Below are 17,030 nucleotides of genomic sequence, written 5' to 3' on the forward strand. Positions count from 1 at the left end.
AACATGATTGAGTGGTGGATATGTATGAACATACCGCCTGACGAGGTCAACAAAATCGCCCGGTTCCGCGAACTCAATGATGCTCAAAAAGCGCTGATGCTTTCAGCTCGTAAGAAGCCAGGGAAATTCACGGAGGGGTCCTGGGACTCTCAACAGCAACTGAATGCTGATAGCCGCCTCCTCACCGATGAAGCGTATCGACATCGACCTCAACCGACATGCCCGGGCGCAGCGAAGACTCGAAAGGCTGGTCCGGATCAACAGATATGCGCACCCCGATACGCTGCGGTACCTTGACGAAATTGCCCGTTGCATTGTCCGGCTTGAGCACCGCGAATTCCGAGCCCGTCGCTGGTGAGAGCCGCTCGACATGCCCCTTTAGCGTCGCCCCTCCTAACGCATCAATCCTGAGCGTCGCGATCTGCCCGGGCGCAATAGCCTTAGTCTGCGCCTCCTTGTAGTTCGCGACTATCCAGTGATCAGCGGGCACTACCGACATCAATTGTGTACCGTGGGTCACGAATTGGCCCAACCGCACGCCCACTTCTCCGAGCACGCCATCCTCCGGCGCCTGGATGACCGTGTGATTAAGATCAATCTGAGCCGCACGCAGTTTTGCCTGTGCCACCCGCACCTGGGCTTCCAGACCTTCACGGCCGACATCCACGGTACGCAACTCCTCCCGAGCAATCGACTCTTGCGCACCCGCCTGCTGTACCTCGGCCTGGGCTTGACTGAAATCGGCTCGTGCCTGGTCGCGCTCGCGCGTAGAAATGGCGCCATCCATGACCAACGCGTTTGCGCGCTGCATGTCAGCGCGGGCACGCAATAAGCGCGCCTGCGCACTGGCCATAGCTGCAACTTGACTCTCGATGCCCGCCATGCGAGCAGCGTGCGCCTGCTGGTTGTTGGAGAGGTCGGCATTGGCGACGCCAAGATTGGCCGTCGCCTCATCTACCTGCGCCTGATAGACCTCATCGTCAATACGCACAAGGACCTCGCCTCGCTTGACCTGCGCGAAATCTTGCCCGGCCACCTGGACGATATAGCCGCTGACCTGAGGGGCAATCACCGTGGTTCTCCCCCTCACATAGGCGTTATCTGTCTGTTGCAGACCTGCGTCAAAAGGCGGCAACTTCCAGATGTACAGGACGATCGTAATAACGCCAATCGCAGCCAGCACCATGATGATGCCTTGCAAACGGCCACGGGGCGGGGGCGACCAATGAGAAGCAGTGTGTTCAACATCCGATGGAGCAGTCATGGAATCAGTCATTTACGTTCTCAGGCTCGCGACGGATGCGCGAGAGGAAAAAAGCCGACATCTGCAGATAAAACACATACATCGCGGTGCCAAAAGCCAGCACTGACACGATGCGAAAGACGTCATTGAATGCCAGTACGCTAGCCTGTTGCTGCAACGCTTGTCCTAGCAGCTTGCTGCCCTGTTTCTGACGCTGTTCCGGGTCGGCTATATGACTCGAAAGCAACGCCTCGCCAATGCCGAGGCGCGCTACGACAAGAGGATTGGTGATCGGCGTACTGTCCGCCAGGCTAGCGATATGGGACTGGGTTCTGATGAACTCGTAGCTGCCCATTACAGCCGACCCTGCCAGGCTACCGATACTCTGGCTCGCCCCGTACAGGACCACGAGCGTGATCATGTACTGAGGTCCCTTCGCGAACAGTTTGAGAAAGCCAAAGATCAAGGCAGGCCCGATGAACAGCGTCGCACCGAACCCAATCAAACACTGGCTCAGGTACAGTTGCGGCGCACGCGTGAGGCTGGTGGATTGCGAGTCCAGATACGCTCCCGTTGCGATAAACAACGCCGCGACCATGACCTGCCAGGGGATACGTTTGGGCGACAACGTCAGGCAAGCGACGACGATCCCCATCAGCATCGACACCAGTACGCACGCAAACAGGACACGCAACTGATCGTTATTGAGCCCGCCCATTGATAGCAAACCTACCGAGCCGAAAGTCTGCTCGGCCAGCGATAGCCGAACCAGCAGCGCAATCGCAACAAAACGCATCAAGTCGAAACTGCCCAGCCATTCCAATTGCAACAGCGGCTGACGCCGACGTCGTTCAATGAACACCACCGTCACCAGCAACGAGATAGCCGCCACCAGCATCCAGCCGAGAAAGGGCGCGTCGGTCCACCAATAGCTCCGGCCGAGGCCAAGCACACCGGCAAACAGCAGGAAGGATGAAACCAGCAATACAATCACCACTGCGTCCGAGGCAGAAAACACGCTGGCCCTATCACTGCGTGGCAAAGGCACCGCCAACGTCACACCCAACACCGCCATACCAATGCCCAGATTCAACAAGTGCAGCCCCAGCCAATGTTCCGAGGCGAGAAATTCCACGGGAATCATGCGCGCCACCGGCGATCCTATCTGGGTAAGCCCTACGCTGATAATCAGGGCCATCGGCTGGGCCGATGGGGCTAGGGCCTGCATCAGATAATAGGTACTCAAGGCGATCAACGTCGCGCACATCAAGCCGTTGATCGCCGTGGCAATGACCGCAGTTGTCAGAGTGGGCCACAGTAACTGCAGCACGCAGGCAGCGATGTAGGTACCGACAATGCTTGCCGTAACCAAAGGGATTCCGAACTGCATCCGGGCCTTGACCAAGGTCAGGTTGGCGCTGGCATTGATCGCCAAAAAAACTGCCACCAACCATGAGACCTGAGCCGTGTACTCGCCAATAGAGCCAGAGATTACGCCTAGATTGCTCGCCACCAGGCCGTTGCACAGCGTCGTGCAGGTTCCGAGGAATAAGCCTACGACAAAATAGATGGCACGCCTGGCCGGCGACAGCTTGGGCTTATAAGGACTGCCCGCCATCGCCGGTTTCTCGTCAGCTTTGAACACGTATTCAGCGCTGGCCATGTGCAGGTAACGCCTTCTTTTGCTGTCGCTGCAGACGCTTCACGGTTGGGATGTCGGCAGGCTGAAGGCCATTACATAGTCACCGGTGTCGGGAGAATGCGCTGCCCCGCCTACGGAAATGACAACGTACTGTTTGCCCGTCGTCGGCGAGACGTAGGAAATCGGCGTGGCGCTGGAGCCGACCGGTAATTCATGCTCCCAGACGAGTTTGCCACTTTGCCCGTCGTATGCCCGGATGTAGTAGTCCTGATAACCCGCAAAGAATACGAGGCCGCCAGCCGTGGTCATCGTTCCTGCATAAGTTGGCATGCCCATGGGCATAGGCAGGTGTGATGCGATACCCAGTGGCCCCAATCGCTCTGTGGTGCCAGCCGGCACTTGCCAGGCTACCTTGTGCGTATTCAGATCGACCGCTGTGACGGTCCCATAGGGTGGCTGGTTGCACGGAACCCCTAGGGATGACATCCAGATATAGATGGCTTGACCGTAAGGTGTTTTCAACTGCGGTGACGGCCCATGTCCGCTCACCTCGATCTGGTGGGTTTTTGTCCAAGTATTGAACTCATCACGAGGCATCAACCAAAAGACGTTCGGTACCCGAATATCGTTCATGTAAGCCAGATGATTAACGGGGTCGTAGGAGACGCTGCCCCAGTTCAATCCTCCTGCATTGCCCGGCTGATCCAGTGCCTTGGTCAGACCGATCGGCGTGAAATCACCCTCATAGCGCAGTTGCTTGAAAAGGATGCGGCACATGAGTTGGTCGAACATGGTTGCCCCCCACATCTTCTTCTCGGTGAGGTGTTCGGCACCGATAGTCGGCATCCCTACCGAATAAGGCTGTGTAGGCGAAAGCTTTTCTTCAGGTACCGCACCGGCCGTAGGCACGGGCTTTTCGACGACGTCCGCAATCGGCTCCCCGGTGGCGCGATTTAGCAGGAAAAGCTGGCCACGCTTGGTGGTTTGCAATACCCCGGGGATGGTTCCGCCTTGGCCGTCAGGCAAATCGACCAGCGCGGGTTGAGAAGGCAAGTCGTAGTCCCAGATGTCGTGATGGACGGTCTGGAATTTCCATTTCGGGCGGCCCGTCATGATATCGAGGGCGACAAGGGAAGAGTTGTATTCATCCGAGTGCGGTGGTCGCTCCATGCCGAAAAAGTCCGGCGTGGCATTTCCCAGCGGCGCATAGATAAGACCCAACTGGTCGTCATAGGCAGCGGCGGTCCACATGTTGGGCGTGCCGGGCGTGTAGGTCTGCCCCGCCGGTGGCAAGCCGGTTATGTCCGGGTTGCCCAGGTCCCACGCCCATGCCAGTGCGCCGGTGCGGGCATCAAAGGCGCGGATCACGCCTGATGGCTCACCGCGACTGTAGTTATCAACTACCCAGCCACTGATAATAATGTAGTCGCGCGCCACCAGCGGCGCGGATGTCTGAAAGTAGAACCCAGGCTTAACGTCGCCCATGCCCTGCTTCAGGTCGACGACGCCGTTGCTGCCAAAACCTGGGCACTGCTTGCCGGTCTTGGCGTCTAGTTCGATCAAGCGCGCATCGATGGTGGAATTGACGATTCGTTCCGCACAGACGCCATCAGCCGGCGCCTCCTTAAGTTTGTAGTAACCCAGGCCGCGACAACGGTTCCAGATAGGAGATGCACTATGGGTATCGAATTTCCAACGTTCTATCCCCGTATCTGCATCGATGGCAGCAATGCGATCATCGGGTGTGCAAGTGAACAACGTATCTTCAATTTGCAATGGGGTGTTCGAATCCACGGCGCCATTGCCCAGCCCGATCTTCGCGCCGGTACGATAGGTCCAGGCCAGTTTCAGGTCCTGAACGTTGTCACGGTTGATCTGCGTAAAGGGCGCGTAGCGCGTCCCCGCCGTGGTTCGGCCATATGCGGACCAATTCGAAGGTGTGGTGTTTGTGGCTGCTGCAGTAAAAGGTGTGCCCGCGACAGGCGAGACGACGCCGTGCGGAGTAAAGGCAAACCCGAAAAATACAACTGTCCCTAATAGCGCTAGAACACCAAGGCCACGCATCCGACGCCGCGCGCCCGCAGGCCACCATGAGGATAGTAGGAGCAAGCCGATGCTCGCCACCGATGCAGGTACGAGCAGGCGCGGAAACAGCGCCCAATAGAACGCACCCGATTCCCAAAGCGCCCATGGAATACTTAGCACGGCAACTACTACCAGCAGCCATACTCCACAAACTTGCCTACGCCAAAGCATGACGCCAGCGCTCAGATAGGCCCATCCGGCCAGCACGTAATAAAACGATCCGCCAAGGGTTAAGAGGTAAGCTCCACCTAACAATAGCCCCAGCCCCATCAAGGCAACTAGGCTGGCAAAAATACGATTTATCGAGGTCACAGTTGAACTCCTATACGCTAAATGGCTCTCAGACTTGGTGATGATAGTGTTAGCCTATTAATTTTAGCCATGCCATATGGAGCAACTATACATTGCATAAAAGCAACGCCATGTGGAGCGAATACCACACCTTCCTCGTTGCCGCGGAAACATTGAACTTCAGCCGTGCGGCTGAACGGCTTGGGCAGAACACTTCAAGCATCAGTCGCGCCGTGACCCGGCTGGAGGAGCACCTGGGTCTGCGCTTGTTCAATCGGATGCCCTCTATGCGATTGACGGACCCGGGCGAGCGGCTCTATAGCGAAATCGCGCCCTTGTTCGAAGGCCTTCAAGAGGTCGAAAGCGCGATCAAGTCGGATGATGGAAAAATTAGAGGACGCATCCGGGTCGTCGGATCGCCCGAGGTTGTGCACTGGTTTATCAACCCGGCTATCGCTCGAATGCTGGAAGAACAGCACGAAATTCATTTTGAAGTGGAGGCCAGCACACGCGTGCCAAACCCCCTTGAAGAGCCAGTGGATGTCTACTTCAGTCATCGCCGCGCCGAAGTGATTAACAAGTCGCTGGTTGCTCGGCCAATCTGTTCAATGCCACAAGGGTTATTCGCTTCTCCCCTGTTACTGGCCGGCAGGAAACCTCCGCGTGTACCGGACGATCTCCTGCAATGGCCCTGCCTTGGGCGTCAGGGAGAACCCGAGTGGGAGCTGATCGACCCCCAAGGACATAAACACCTGACGCCGGTGCAAGCTATCCTGCTTGCCACACCGAACGATGCGCGCATGGACCTTACTCTGCGCGGACTTGGCATCGCGCAGTTCAATTTGCCCAGCGCCAATGACGCCGTAGAGAGCGGCAAACTGGTACGTGTTTTACCTGGCTATACCCTCCAGAACATGTCGCTGTATGCTTTTCTACTCTCACGACGCTTGATTCCGCAGGCGGTGCAGATCTTTCTGCGCTATACCACGGAAGAGGCAAAAAAATACTTTCCCGATTGAGCCCTGACTTGATATCGGCTCGTTAGGGCAGATGACGTACGACCTTAATAATCTTATAGCCTCCTATTCGTTGCATAACCGAGTAAAAACACTATGGGCAATTACTTTCATCATGTTCTTATTGGACTATTAGCCCTGCTTCCTATGGCCAATCCTCTAACTAGCATCTCCCTTTTACTAGGCCTTGGAGGAAAGCTGCCTACAGTAGAGCGTAACCGGCAAGTCCTGAAGGCAAGCTTGTATGTAGCTCTGATTATGTTTGTCAGCTTCTACGGAGGCAGCCTGGTAATGCAGGTATTCGGAATATCTGTTCCCGGCTTGAGAATAGCCGGAGGCCTGATCGTTACCTACATCGGTTTCGCCATGCTTTTTCCAGCAACGACACCTGACGAAACGGAGGTTCAGAAAGATTTCCTTTCAGAGAAAGAGAAATCAACCCCACATTTCCGCGATCTGTCATTTGTACCTTTAGCTCTTCCTGGTGCAGCAGGCCCAGGCACGATAGCGTTGCTTATCAGTTCCGCCTCTACCCTGCAGTCGACCTACCAGACCCTGCCACTCGTCATTCACCTTGCAGCCGCAACCGTATTCATCATTACTGCGCTTATTTTCTGGATAGCTTTACGATGTTCGGGGCGAATCATGAAAGTGCTTGGTGAGTCAGGAATCGATGCAATTTCCCGAGTCGTTGGTTTTCTATTGGTTTGTATGGGCGTTCAGTTCGTTATCAATGGTGGTTTTGAATTAGCGTCTACACCTATGCACTGATCATAGTTTTTCATAATAGTGAATTATTAAAGGCCGTTGATACTTCCGCGGCCACATTCGCTAGCAATTTTATCAAATGCCTGGCTCAGCGCTTCACCTCATTACCGACAGAAGAAAGCGCTCCGCGGAGGCATTTCATTATTAACGATCAGTTGGTAGGTCCCGCCCGGCGCCTCACGCATTAGCGTATAGAACAAGGACAGTGACGGCTGGGATCGAGATCGATCAGTAAGGTCCAATGACACGCGTCGGCGCAGAACGCGCCTAGATTGGCGCCAACCGCGGTTTTCCCCGGCCCGCCTTTGGTTGAAACGACTGCAGCGACTTTCATTGGCCTTACCTCTGAATCGAAGGATTAGAGATGGCGTCATGCTAAGCGTCTGGATTGCTGGGTCAAATCCCAAGCAAAAAAAAGCCTGTATTTCTACAGGCTTTTCTCTATCTGGCTCCACGACCTGGACTCGAACCAGGGACCCAATGATTAACAGTCATTTGCTCTACCAACTGAGCTATCGCGGAATGCGCCGTATGTTACTGATTAAAAAGAAGAAGTCAAGCGTCCTCAGAAATTTTCCGCAAATCGTCCCCCTGCTCGCTTGAATACGGCGGTTCCTTGGCCAAATCCAGCCAGGCCCTTGCCGCCGGCGGCAAGTGGGCGCTCGCGCGCCAGGCCAGGGCGATGTGCCAATCGGTATGAGGCTCGTCCAGGGGGATCAAGGCGATGCCGGGATGTTGGTGTTTGTGCGCCAGCATCCTAGGCAGGAAGGCGACGCCCAGCCCGGCGGTGACCAGGTCGACGATAAAGTCTATTTGCCCACTGCGGGCGGTGACTTTGGGTGTCACGCCTTTGCGTTCACAGGCGCTGAGGATCTTGGCATTGAGGGCAAAGCCGGCCTCGAACAGGATGAAGGGTGAGTCGGCCAGGTCGGTGAAGTCGATGCGCTCGCGCTGGGCCAGTGGGTGACCCATGGGCAATACGGCGATCAATGGCTCGTTGCGCACCGGTTGGTAGTCAAAACCTTCATCAACCGGCAGCAGCAAGGCGGCGAGGTCCACCTCCCCTGCTTCCAGGCATTCGCGCAGCCTTTTACTGCCGTACTCGGTCAGTTCGATGTCGATGCCCGGGTAACGGCTGCGGTAAGTGGCGAACATCGCCGCAAACAACACGCCGCACCCTACCGGCGGCAGGCCGATGCGCAGCACGCCGCGCTGGAGGCCGCGCAGGTCGTTGATTTCAGCCATCAAGTCGGTGCGTTCGGCGAGCATCACCAAGGCGCGGCGGTAGGCAATTTCGCCAGCGGCGGTGAGTTCATTCCTGTGGCCGAGACGATTGAGCAACGGCATGCCCAGTTCGTCCTCAAGGGTCTTGACCGCTTTGCTCACGGTGGACTGGGTCAGGGCAACCACTTCCGCCGCCTGGGAGAACCCGCCCTGGCGCACCACTTCGACAAACGCACGCAAGGTTCGCAGGTTCATCAGTATTCCTTTAGTGACTGGATGACAGTGATAAAAGTTGTTTTCATCATGGCATAACTTTGCTTAGGGTGTAGCACTTTGCCCAGGGAGACACTGTTGATGATCATCTCGTCCGCTTCCGATTACCGCGCTGCGGCCAAGCGCAAGTTGCCGCGCTTTCTGTTCGATTACATCGACGGCGGTGCCTACGCCGAGCACACACTGCGCGCCAACAGTTCGGACCTGGCCGAGATCAGCCTGCGCCAACGCATCCTGCGCAATGTCGACGACCTGAGCCTCACCACCCAGCTGTTCGGTACCGAACTGGCGATGCCGGTCATCCTTAGCCCGGTCGGCCTGACCGGCATGTATGCGCGACGCGGTGAAGTGCAAGCAGCCAAGGCGGCGGCCAACAAAAACATCCCTTTTTGCCTGTCGACAGTGTCGGTGTGTTCGATTGAGGAAGTGGCCTCGCAAAGCCCGCAGTCGATCTGGTTCCAGCTGTATGTGCTCAAGGATCGCGGCTTCATGCGCAACGCTCTGGAGCGGGCGCAGGCCGCCGGCGTGACCACCCTGGTATTCACGGTGGATATGCCCACACCCGGCGCACGCTACCGCGATGCGCACTCGGGCATGTCTGGCCCCTACGCAGCGCAGCGACGCATGTTGCAGGCGGTGACCAAGCCGCAGTGGGCCTTCGACGTGGGCTTGATGGGCCGCCCTCACGACCTGGGCAATATTTCCAAATACCTGGGCAAACCCACCCACCTGGAGGACTACATTGGTTGGCTGGCCAACAACTTCGACCCATCCATCAGTTGGAAAGACCTGGAGTGGATCCGCGAGTTCTGGAAAGGCCCGATGATCATCAAGGGCATCCTCGACCCTCAGGATGCCAAGGACGCGGTGAGTTTCGGTGCCGACGGCATCGTGGTCTCCAACCATGGCGGCCGCCAGCTCGACGGGGTGCTGTCCACGGCCAAGGCGTTGCCGCCAATTGCCGAAGCGGTGGGCGATGACTTGACCGTGCTGGTGGACTCCGGCATTCGCTCCGGGCTCGACGTGGTGCGCATGCTCGCCCTGGGCGCCAAGGCGTGCCTGCTGGGGCGCGCCACCGCCTACGCGCTGGCCGCCGAGGGCCAGCATGGGGTAGAGAATCTGCTGGACATCTTCGCCAAGGAAATGCGCGTGGCCATGACCCTGACCGGGGTCACCTCCATCGCGCAAATCGACCGTACCACCTTGGTCTAGTGGTGATGGGTGCGGTGTACTTTGTTCACGAATAACGAAGCGTTGTTTATTTGCGACAAGCAACTCGCCCCACCGAAACAGTTACGTCAACCGGGCCGGCGGCAACGCTGGCCCAAATCAGCCAAATAACTGGCGCCATGCTTTAACGGACTTTTCTTATTTAAAAATTAGTTAATTGATTTATAAGTATTTTTCCCAACTAAAGACACTTGGCATGAATCTCGCTCTAGTACTGTTCAAGCAGGTTCGGCGATGACAAGACGTGCGGCAGTGCCATGGGGTTATAACCCAATGAAAAGCGGTTTAAACTGTTTCCAATGTTTTACGGAACTGAAGGATCAGTAAGACGCTTGGCACTCGCCACCCTCATCCCGCCTGTAAGACAGCCCAGTGCTTAGAGGCCACGCGCTTATGAAAACCCCCACCCAGACCAACGCAATTGACTTTGACAGTGCCAAATTGCAACGCCTGGGATTTGGCCAGCCATCCTTGCGCCCACGCCGCCCCGCCACCCTCGCCGAACTTCGCCAGCAACTGAACCAGCAGTTGCAGACCAGCCTGGAGCCGGAGCGCATCCTGGGCCTGTTCTTTCGTGAGGTTCAGCGCCTGGTTCCGCTGGACGCGTTGCAATACCGTCACGCCGCCAGCGACCTGCGCCTGGAGTTTGGCCACCGGGGTCATCACTCCGTCAGCTACACCCTGAGCCATGAAGGCGAACACCTGGGGGAACTGGTCTTTCGTCGCAACCAGCGGTTGCTTGAAGAAGAACTGAGCCAACTCGAACTCCTGCTGGTGACCTTGCTTTATCCGATGCGCAACGCCCTGCTCTACCGCGCCGCCACCCGCAGCGCCCTGCGTGACCCGTTGACCGAAACCGGCAACCGTGTGGCCATGGACCAGACGCTGCAGCGAGAAATCGACATGGCACGTCGGCACTTGCACCCGCTGTCGTTGTTGATGCTGGACATCGACCACTTCAAGAAAATCAACGACACCCATGGGCATGCTGCGGGCGACAGCGTACTGCGCGCCGTAGCCGGGGCGATCAAACGCCAGCTGCGCAACGTGGACATGGTGTTTCGGTTTGGCGGGGAAGAGTTTTTGATCCTGCTCTCCAACACCGGTCGCGATGCCGCGAGAATGGTGGGAGAACGCCTGCGCCAGGCGGCGCAAGCCCAGGACTACTGGGTGGAGGGCACGCGAATCGAACTGACCGTGAGCCTCGGCTGTTCTACGCTGCTGGCGGCCGAGTCGGCTGAAAGCCTGCTGCGCCGGGCCGACAATGCGTTGTACGTGGCCAAGCGCGAAGGTCGCAACCGCTTGGCGATGGCGGGATAAGGCCAGTTGTGGCGAGGGAGCTTGCTCTCGCTGGGGCGCGAAGCGGCACCGTTCTTTATTTAAAAAGAATGAGCCTGCTACGCAGTCCAACGGGAGCAAGCTCCCTCGCCACAAATACCATCCGAACCGTTACATCACGCCTCGCTGGCGATGCGCACAGGGCGCTCGCGAACGGCTGGCGCCTTGTCTTTTTCCGCATTCTCTAGACGCATGCAGCTTTCCAGGAACAAGTGCATGTAGTCGTAGCTCTTGCACACCGCCTGGCGCAACTCTTCCTGCAAGGCCTTGCTGGGGTTGGTCCCGGCCAGTGTGCAGATGATTTCCAGGGCTTCCCAAGGGTGGGCATCGTCGTATTGGGCGTGCATCTTCAGCCACTTCATCGCCCGCTTGCGATCTTCCTCAGGGAAGGCGGCAGCATACACACCGGTAGAGCAGACCACGGCGGACCACTCCCCCGTCGCCCCCTCGATCGCGTAGTTGGTGGCGGCAATCGCGACGATCAACGCATCCGCCGAGCTGGTGTGCCAGCACCAATGACTCAGGGCGTGCAACTCGGGCGGCACCTCCTGCGCTTGGAGTTCTTCAAGGCTGACGCCGTGAGCCCGCGCCCAATTGACCCAATAGTCGGCATGGTTGAGCTCCACGCGAATGTTGCGCATCAGCCAACGGCGCGCCATATCCTCCCCAGGATGGCGGGCAAACTTGGTCTTGGTCAGGTTCTGCGCCATGTACAAGGCAAACTGTTCCACCACCGGCCAACCACCAATCAGGTAGTGGCGCATGGTCTTGGCGCTGAGGGCGTTGTCGCGCATGCGCTGGTACAGTTCGTGCTCGACAACCCGACGCTTGCTCTCGCTACAGTCCTGGATCAGTTGCTGCGCCCAGGCGGGGTAACTCGAGGCTTCCATAAGCGGGCCGGTTCTGTTGAATGTGTCGATCACTGTGGGGCTCCTTTTCAAGTGTGATTGTACAGACCAGCAAATGTTTCAGCGGAAAGTGCCGGGCGCCTTGAATAACAGAGGCTGCGGCCGCTCAGGTCGGCACTGCAGGCTATCAAAGGTAAACAATTGCGGGCGTTCAATCAGGTAGCCCTGAGCGTAATCCACACCTATCTCAAGTAAAGCCTGTTCGATCTGGGGTGTTTCAACAAACTCGGCAATCGTGCGCTTACCCATGACGTGGCCGATGTGGTTGATCACCTCGACCATGGCGCGGTTAATCGGGTCGTCCAGCATATCCTTTACGAAACTTCCATCGATCTTCAGGAAGTCTACAGGTAAATGTTTCAAATATGCGAATGAGGACATTCCGGCGCAAAAGTCATCCAGGGAAAAATGGCACCCTAACGCTTTGAGTTCATTAATAAATCGAATCGCACTGCCCAAATTGGCTATAGCGCTCGTTTCAGTTATTTCAAAACAAATCATTTCCGGTGGAATGCTGTAACTATCGAATTTCTGACGTAAAAAACCCAAAAAGTCATCATCGCCAATGGTGATGCCTGACAGATTAATCGCACACATGGCCATGGGTCGGCCCGGACGTTCATGCATGCAGCGGGCGATAATCTTGAATACGTTTTCCACTACCCAACGGTCCAGGGACGTCATCAAACCGTAGCGCTCGGCAGCCGGAATAAAACTGTTGGGTAAAATGATCCGCCCCGCTTCGTCATGCAGGCGCAGGAGAATTTCGATGTGCCCATTGCCAGCGTCGGTAGGGCCCAACGGCGCGATTTCCTGGGCGTAGAGGCAAAAGCGATCTTCCTCCAGGGCGATATGCAGCCGCTGTACCCAGGCCATCTCGCCAAACCGCAGAGACAATTCCGAGTCGTCGACGTGGTAGACCTGCACCCGGTTGCGCCCCTTTTCCTTGGCCATGTAGCACGCCATATCGGCGGCGCGCAGGGAGGTTTCCAGGGTGGTCGGGGTTTGCGAGATATGCACCAGGCCGATGCTGACAGTGGTCATGAAGGGCCGCCCCTTCCACACGAAGTGCAAGCTTTGCACGGTATGGCGCAGGCTCTCGGCGATTTTTTCCGCCACCGGCGCCGGGCAGTTTTCCAGCAGGATGCCAAACTCGTCCCCGCCCAACCGAGCCAGGGTATCGCCTTCGCGCAAGTCTGATTGCAACAGCGCGCAGATGTGACGCAACAATTCATCGCCTGCCGCGTGCCCACAGGTGTCATTGACCAGCTTGAACTGGTCGAGGTCGAGGAACATCAAGGCATGTCGCCCACTTTGCTGGCGCGCGACCTGTTGCAGCACCTGTTCAAGGCGGAACTCGAACTCGCGACGGTTGGCCAGGCCGGTCAAGGCGTCATGGGTGGCCTGCCAGGAAAGATTGGCGATGTACTGGCGTTCCTGGGTCATGTCGTGCAGCACCAGGACCGCACCGCTGATCTTGCCGGCGCTGCGGATCGGCGCGCCCACCAGGGTGACCGAGACCGTGCTGCCGTCCAGGCGCTGGATCAGCTTGGAATGCTCGCTGCCGCCGCTGAACTGGCCCTTGACGATGTGCTCAATCAGAGTGAATCCGTCGGGCTCGGCATTTTCATTCAAAAGCTTGAACAACGCCGCCAGCGGCAGGCCCTGGGCCTGCTCCGAGCGCCAGTGGGTCAAGGCTTCAGCGGCAGGGTTCATATAGGCAATGGCCCCGTCGACATCGGTGGTAATCACCCCGTCGCCAATCGACTCCAATGTAATCTGCGCCCGCTCCTTCTCCGCTTGCAGCGCATCGGCAAAGGCATGACGCTGGGCCAGCAGCTTGTGGGTGCGCAGCAGCGCCAACACGATCAGGCCCAAGGCCGTCGCCAGGTTGGTGATCAACAACAGGCGCAGGATCATCCGCGAACCTTCGCCCAGGGCATCGCTGAAGGCTTTGGCGGCGGGCGTCACCCCTTCATTGATGGCCGTGATGCGCGCCTTCCAACTATGGACATCGTCACTGCCGACGTAGCCGGAGGTAATGGCGCCGTGCATCTCCTGGGCCAGCTCATCCAACTGCAGCAGATAGCCGTCGCCCACCGTCCACAGCTCAATGGCTTTTTCCAGGTAGCTGAAATGGCGGAAGTTGAGGTACAGCCAGATCAGGCTGGAAACGTCGTCCGGATGGTTGCCGCCCTTGAGGATACCCAGGCGCGCGGCCTCCATGTCTGGATTGGGACGGTCCAGGGCAATGCGCAATTCATGCCCACCCTGGGGCACGGCAATGGCCTGCTGGTATTTGAGGTAGGTGGCGTCGTTGCGGTTATCGGCGTAGAGGGTCAGGTAGTAGATGGCATCCTTCTGGCCCTTGGACCACAGGCTTTCGCCCGCAACATAGCCCCGCACTGCCGAAAGCACGTAGAGACTGACGCAGCCTAACAATGCCTGGAACAACACGACGGCGATGAAGGGCCAGACAATACCCAACAGGCGTGGCGTTCCGAGAGTCCGCTTTTGCTTCATGAAGTCCCTTACACATGCACAGCTTAATACGCACGCGAAAATCCGCTCCCGATAGCACAGCCTAAGCTAAATCAACGCACTTGTTGCAAGTGTCCGTACAGTTTGGCGTACAACCCACCATCGGCAATCAACTGCTGATGGTCGCCATCCTCGGCGATGTGCCCGCCATCGAACACCAACACTCGGTCAGCCTGCTTCACCGCAGACAGCCGGTGAGCGATGATCAGTGTAGTACGCCCGCTGAGAAACCGCGCCAGTGCCTGGTGCAGGTTGTACTCGGTCGCCGCATCCAATGCAGACGTGGCCTCGTCCAGAATCACCACTTTAGGCTCGGCGAGCACCATGCGGGCAATCGCCAGGCGTTGCCGCTGACCACCGGAAAAGCGCACGCCCGAACGCCCGACCACGCTGTCCAGGCCCAAGGGCAGTGCCTTGACAGTAGCATCCAGTTGGGCGATTTCCAGCGCCTGCCAGCAGGCTTGATCGGTGCGGGTGCGGCCCATGGTCAGGTTGGCGCGCACGGTATCGTTGAACAGCGCAGGGTGTTGCAGCACCACCGCGACGTTCTCGCGGATGGTCTCCAGGCCGATCTCCTGCTGGGTGGCAGTGCCAAAGCGAATGCTGCCGGCCTGCGGCGTGTAGAGCCCCAGCAACAGTTGCACCAGGGTGCTTTTACCGCCGCCGCTGGCGCCGACAATTGCCACCTTTTCACCCGGTGCGATGGCCAGGTTCAACTGGTTGAGTACCAGCTCTTCGCCGTAGCCGAAGTCGAGGCCACGCACTTCGATGCCGACCGTCTCGCGCCCGCTGAACGGGTCTGCGCCGCCTGGGTATTGCGGCTCATCGGCACGCGCCAGCAGCTCGTTGATGCGCGACAGCGCGCCGCCCGCCGCGTAATAGGCGTATTGCAGGTTCAGCAGTTGTTCCACCGGGCCAATCATGAACCACAGGTAACTGAACACCGCGAGCATCTGGCCGATGGACAGGTCGGAAAACAGCACGGTGAGCATGGCCGCGGCGCGGAAGATGTCGATGCCGAACTGGAACAGCAAGCCACTGGCGCGGCTCGACGCGTCGGTTTTCCACTGGGAATGAATGGCGTAGTCACGCACTTCCTGGGCACGCTGGCCCAGGCGCCCGAGGAAAAAGCCTTGGCGGTTGCCGGCACGTACTTCCTGGATGGCATCGAGGGTTTCAGTCAGCGCCTGGGTAAAGCGTGAAGTACTGTCGTTTTCCAGCTTCTTGAGGTGCTTGACGCGCTTGCCCAACTGCACCGTGGCGTAGATCACCAACGGGTTGAACAACAGGATCAACAACGCCAGTTGCCAATGCATCCACACCAGGATCGCCGAGGTGCCGACCAGGGTCAGCATCGCCACCAGGAAGCGGCTGAGGGTTTCACCCACGAATTTGTCCAGCGTGTCCAGGTCGGTCACCAGATGAGTGGTGACCGTACCGCTGCCCAGGCTTTCGTACTCACCCAGAGAGATACGCTTGAGACGCTCGATCAGGCGCACGCGGATGCGGTACACGATGTCCTTGGCCAAGCGCGCAAACAGCCGCGCCTGCACCACGTTGAACACCAGCGCGCCGCAGCGCAGGGCCAGGGTGACCAAGAGCATCAGGCCGATATAGCCAGCGGCTTTTTGCCAACCCAGGGGCAGCGCGTGGTTCATCACCTTGAGGGCGGCATCGCCATGGCCCAGCAGCACTTCGTCCACCAGCAACGGCAATAACAGCGGGATAGGCACGCTGCACAGGGTGGCGAGCACGGCGACACCGTTGGCGACCCACAGGGATTTCTTGTGGCGCAGGGCCAGGCGGCGAATTTCTGCCCAGGTCAGGCGGTCGGTGCGTGGAGGCTGTTCATACACAGGCAGCTCGCTCCAGCCATCGACCCAGTAACGGCGACAGCTCGGACAGCGGCTGGTAACCATTGGTCAGCAAGGCCAACTGGCCGTTGCGCTCGGCCAGCAGGGTCGGGAACCCGGCAATGCCCAGGTCCTGCACCCAAGTGAAATCGGCCGCCGTGGCCGCGTGCTGATCGGCACGGTCGAACTCGCCGGCAAACTCGATACGTGGAATACCGGCCTGTTCGGCCAGCTCCACCAGCACAGGGGCGAGCGTCACGTCCCGGCCTTCGACATAGAACGCACGCTGGATCAGCCCCAGCAGCTTCCAGGCGCAATCCGGCGCCAGGCTGCGTGCGGTGACGATAGCGCGGCATGCCGGCTCCGTGTCGTAGACAAACCCGTCGGGCAATGCGCCTTCTCGCTTGAACGGCTGGCCGGTGGCGTCGGTGACGGCCTGCCAGTGTTCAAGGATGTAGCGCCGGGTAGTCGGCTCCAGCGCCGCGCCGCTGCCGGTGCGCAAGCCGCCCACCACCAGGTGCACGTCCACGCCGGCCGCCTGAGCCTGCTCCACCAGCGCTTGTGCCACCGGGGCAAAGCCCCAGCACCAGGAACACATCGGGTCCATTACATAGAGCA

Annotated in this window: 12 protein-coding genes, 1 tRNA gene and 1 pseudogene; 4 read left to right on the top strand and 10 right to left on the bottom strand. The window is 58.3% G+C overall.

From position 1 onward, the window contains the following. Positions 1-181: 181 nt before the first annotated feature. From APH41_RS27175 to APH41_RS27185, 3 genes are read right to left on the bottom strand one after another with little or no spacing between them, the layout of a single operon-like run. Entirely contained in the window at positions 182-1,276 is a 1,095-nt protein-coding gene (locus APH41_RS27175) for an HlyD family secretion protein (protein WP_054922572.1), read from the bottom strand. Next, on the bottom strand, positions 1,269-2,906 hold the full coding sequence (locus tag APH41_RS27180) for a hypothetical protein (RefSeq protein WP_054896307.1): 1,638 nt from the start codon (positions 2,904-2,906) through the stop codon (positions 1,269-1,271). The genes APH41_RS27175 and APH41_RS27180 overlap by 8 nt, the downstream gene beginning before the upstream one ends. A gap of 39 nt (positions 2,907-2,945) precedes the next feature. Beyond that, positions 2,946-5,282 (bottom strand): membrane-bound PQQ-dependent dehydrogenase, glucose/quinate/shikimate family, encoded by a 2,337-nt coding sequence (locus APH41_RS27185; protein WP_082430516.1) that lies wholly within the window; start codon positions 5,280-5,282, stop codon positions 2,946-2,948. Between the two features lie 92 nt (positions 5,283-5,374). On the opposite strand from APH41_RS27185, the gene APH41_RS27190 reads away from it, so the two are divergent. Beyond that, positions 5,375-6,280, top strand: coding sequence for a LysR family transcriptional regulator (locus tag APH41_RS27190; RefSeq protein ID WP_054922574.1), 906 nt, complete (start codon positions 5,375-5,377; stop codon positions 6,278-6,280). A 93-nt stretch (positions 6,281-6,373) separates the two neighbouring features. Further along, positions 6,374-7,048, top strand: a complete 675-nt coding sequence (locus APH41_RS27195; protein ID WP_054922577.1) for a MarC family NAAT transporter — start codon at positions 6,374-6,376, stop codon at positions 7,046-7,048. 134 nt (positions 7,049-7,182) lie between these two features. On the opposite strand, the pseudogene APH41_RS28655 reads toward APH41_RS27195, so the two are convergent. The 3 genes and pseudogenes from APH41_RS28655 to APH41_RS27205 form a co-directional block, all read right to left on the bottom strand. Beyond that, positions 7,183-7,379, bottom strand: a pseudogene (locus APH41_RS28655) (ParA family protein); the annotation flags it as partial. 112 nt (positions 7,380-7,491) lie between these two features. After that, a tRNA-Asn gene (locus tag APH41_RS27200) sits at positions 7,492-7,567 on the bottom strand. A 33-nt stretch (positions 7,568-7,600) separates the two neighbouring features. Continuing rightward, on the bottom strand, positions 7,601-8,524 hold the full coding sequence (locus APH41_RS27205) for a LysR family transcriptional regulator (RefSeq protein ID WP_054922579.1): 924 nt from the start codon (positions 8,522-8,524) through the stop codon (positions 7,601-7,603). Between the two features lie 99 nt (positions 8,525-8,623). Between APH41_RS27205 and lldD the strand changes: the two genes are divergently transcribed. Further along, positions 8,624-9,754 carry an FMN-dependent L-lactate dehydrogenase LldD gene (gene lldD / locus APH41_RS27210; protein WP_034126164.1) on the top strand — a complete coding sequence of 377 codons (1,131 nt, stop codon included), beginning with the start codon at positions 8,624-8,626 and terminating at the stop codon, positions 9,752-9,754. A 411-nt stretch (positions 9,755-10,165) separates the two neighbouring features. Then, positions 10,166-11,092, top strand: coding sequence for a GGDEF domain-containing protein (locus tag APH41_RS27215; RefSeq protein WP_014719251.1), 927 nt, complete (start codon positions 10,166-10,168; stop codon positions 11,090-11,092). Between the two features lie 134 nt (positions 11,093-11,226). On the opposite strand, the gene APH41_RS27220 is transcribed toward APH41_RS27215, so the two are convergent. The 4 genes from APH41_RS27220 to APH41_RS27235 all read right to left on the bottom strand — a co-directional run. Next, positions 11,227-12,000: a TenA family transcriptional regulator gene (locus APH41_RS27220; RefSeq protein WP_153474739.1), complete on the bottom strand. Its 774-nt coding sequence runs from the start codon at positions 11,998-12,000 to the stop codon at positions 11,227-11,229. Between the two features lie 78 nt (positions 12,001-12,078). Next, entirely contained in the window at positions 12,079-14,541 is a 2,463-nt protein-coding gene (locus tag APH41_RS27225) for an EAL domain-containing protein (protein ID WP_054922581.1), read from the bottom strand. Between the two features lie 71 nt (positions 14,542-14,612). Further along, positions 14,613-16,415: an ABC transporter ATP-binding protein gene (locus tag APH41_RS27230; protein ID WP_019817586.1), complete on the bottom strand. Its 1,803-nt coding sequence runs from the start codon at positions 16,413-16,415 to the stop codon at positions 14,613-14,615. Continuing rightward, the coding region (locus APH41_RS27235; protein ID WP_256220350.1) for a DsbA family protein at positions 16,408-17,030 on the bottom strand (623 nt) is incomplete at its 5' end. The genes APH41_RS27235 and APH41_RS27230, both read right to left, overlap by 8 nt.

It is taken from the genome of Pseudomonas sp. NBRC 111138 (assembly GCF_001320835.1).
Classification (GTDB): domain Bacteria; phylum Pseudomonadota; class Gammaproteobacteria; order Pseudomonadales; family Pseudomonadaceae; genus Aquipseudomonas; species Aquipseudomonas paracarnis.

Coding starts and splice junctions, on each gene's coding strand:
- APH41_RS27215 (WP_014719251.1), top strand. CDS start 10,166: ATGAAAACCCCCACCCAGACCAACGCAATTGACTTTGACAGTGCCAAA.
- APH41_RS27195 (WP_054922577.1), top strand. CDS start 6,374: ATGGGCAATTACTTTCATCATGTTCTTATTGGACTATTAGCCCTGCTT.
- APH41_RS27220 (WP_153474739.1), bottom strand. CDS start 12,000: ATGGAAGCCTCGAGTTACCCCGCCTGGGCGCAGCAACTGATCCAGGAC.
- APH41_RS27205 (WP_054922579.1), bottom strand. CDS start 8,524: ATGAACCTGCGAACCTTGCGTGCGTTTGTCGAAGTGGTGCGCCAGGGC.
- APH41_RS27175 (WP_054922572.1), bottom strand. CDS start 1,276: ATGACTGATTCCATGACTGCTCCATCGGATGTTGAACACACTGCTTCT.
- APH41_RS27225 (WP_054922581.1), bottom strand. CDS start 14,541: ATGAAGCAAAAGCGGACTCTCGGAACGCCACGCCTGTTGGGTATTGTC.
- APH41_RS27180 (WP_054896307.1), bottom strand. CDS start 2,906: ATGGCCAGCGCTGAATACGTGTTCAAAGCTGACGAGAAACCGGCGATG.
- lldD (WP_034126164.1), top strand. CDS start 8,624: ATGATCATCTCGTCCGCTTCCGATTACCGCGCTGCGGCCAAGCGCAAG.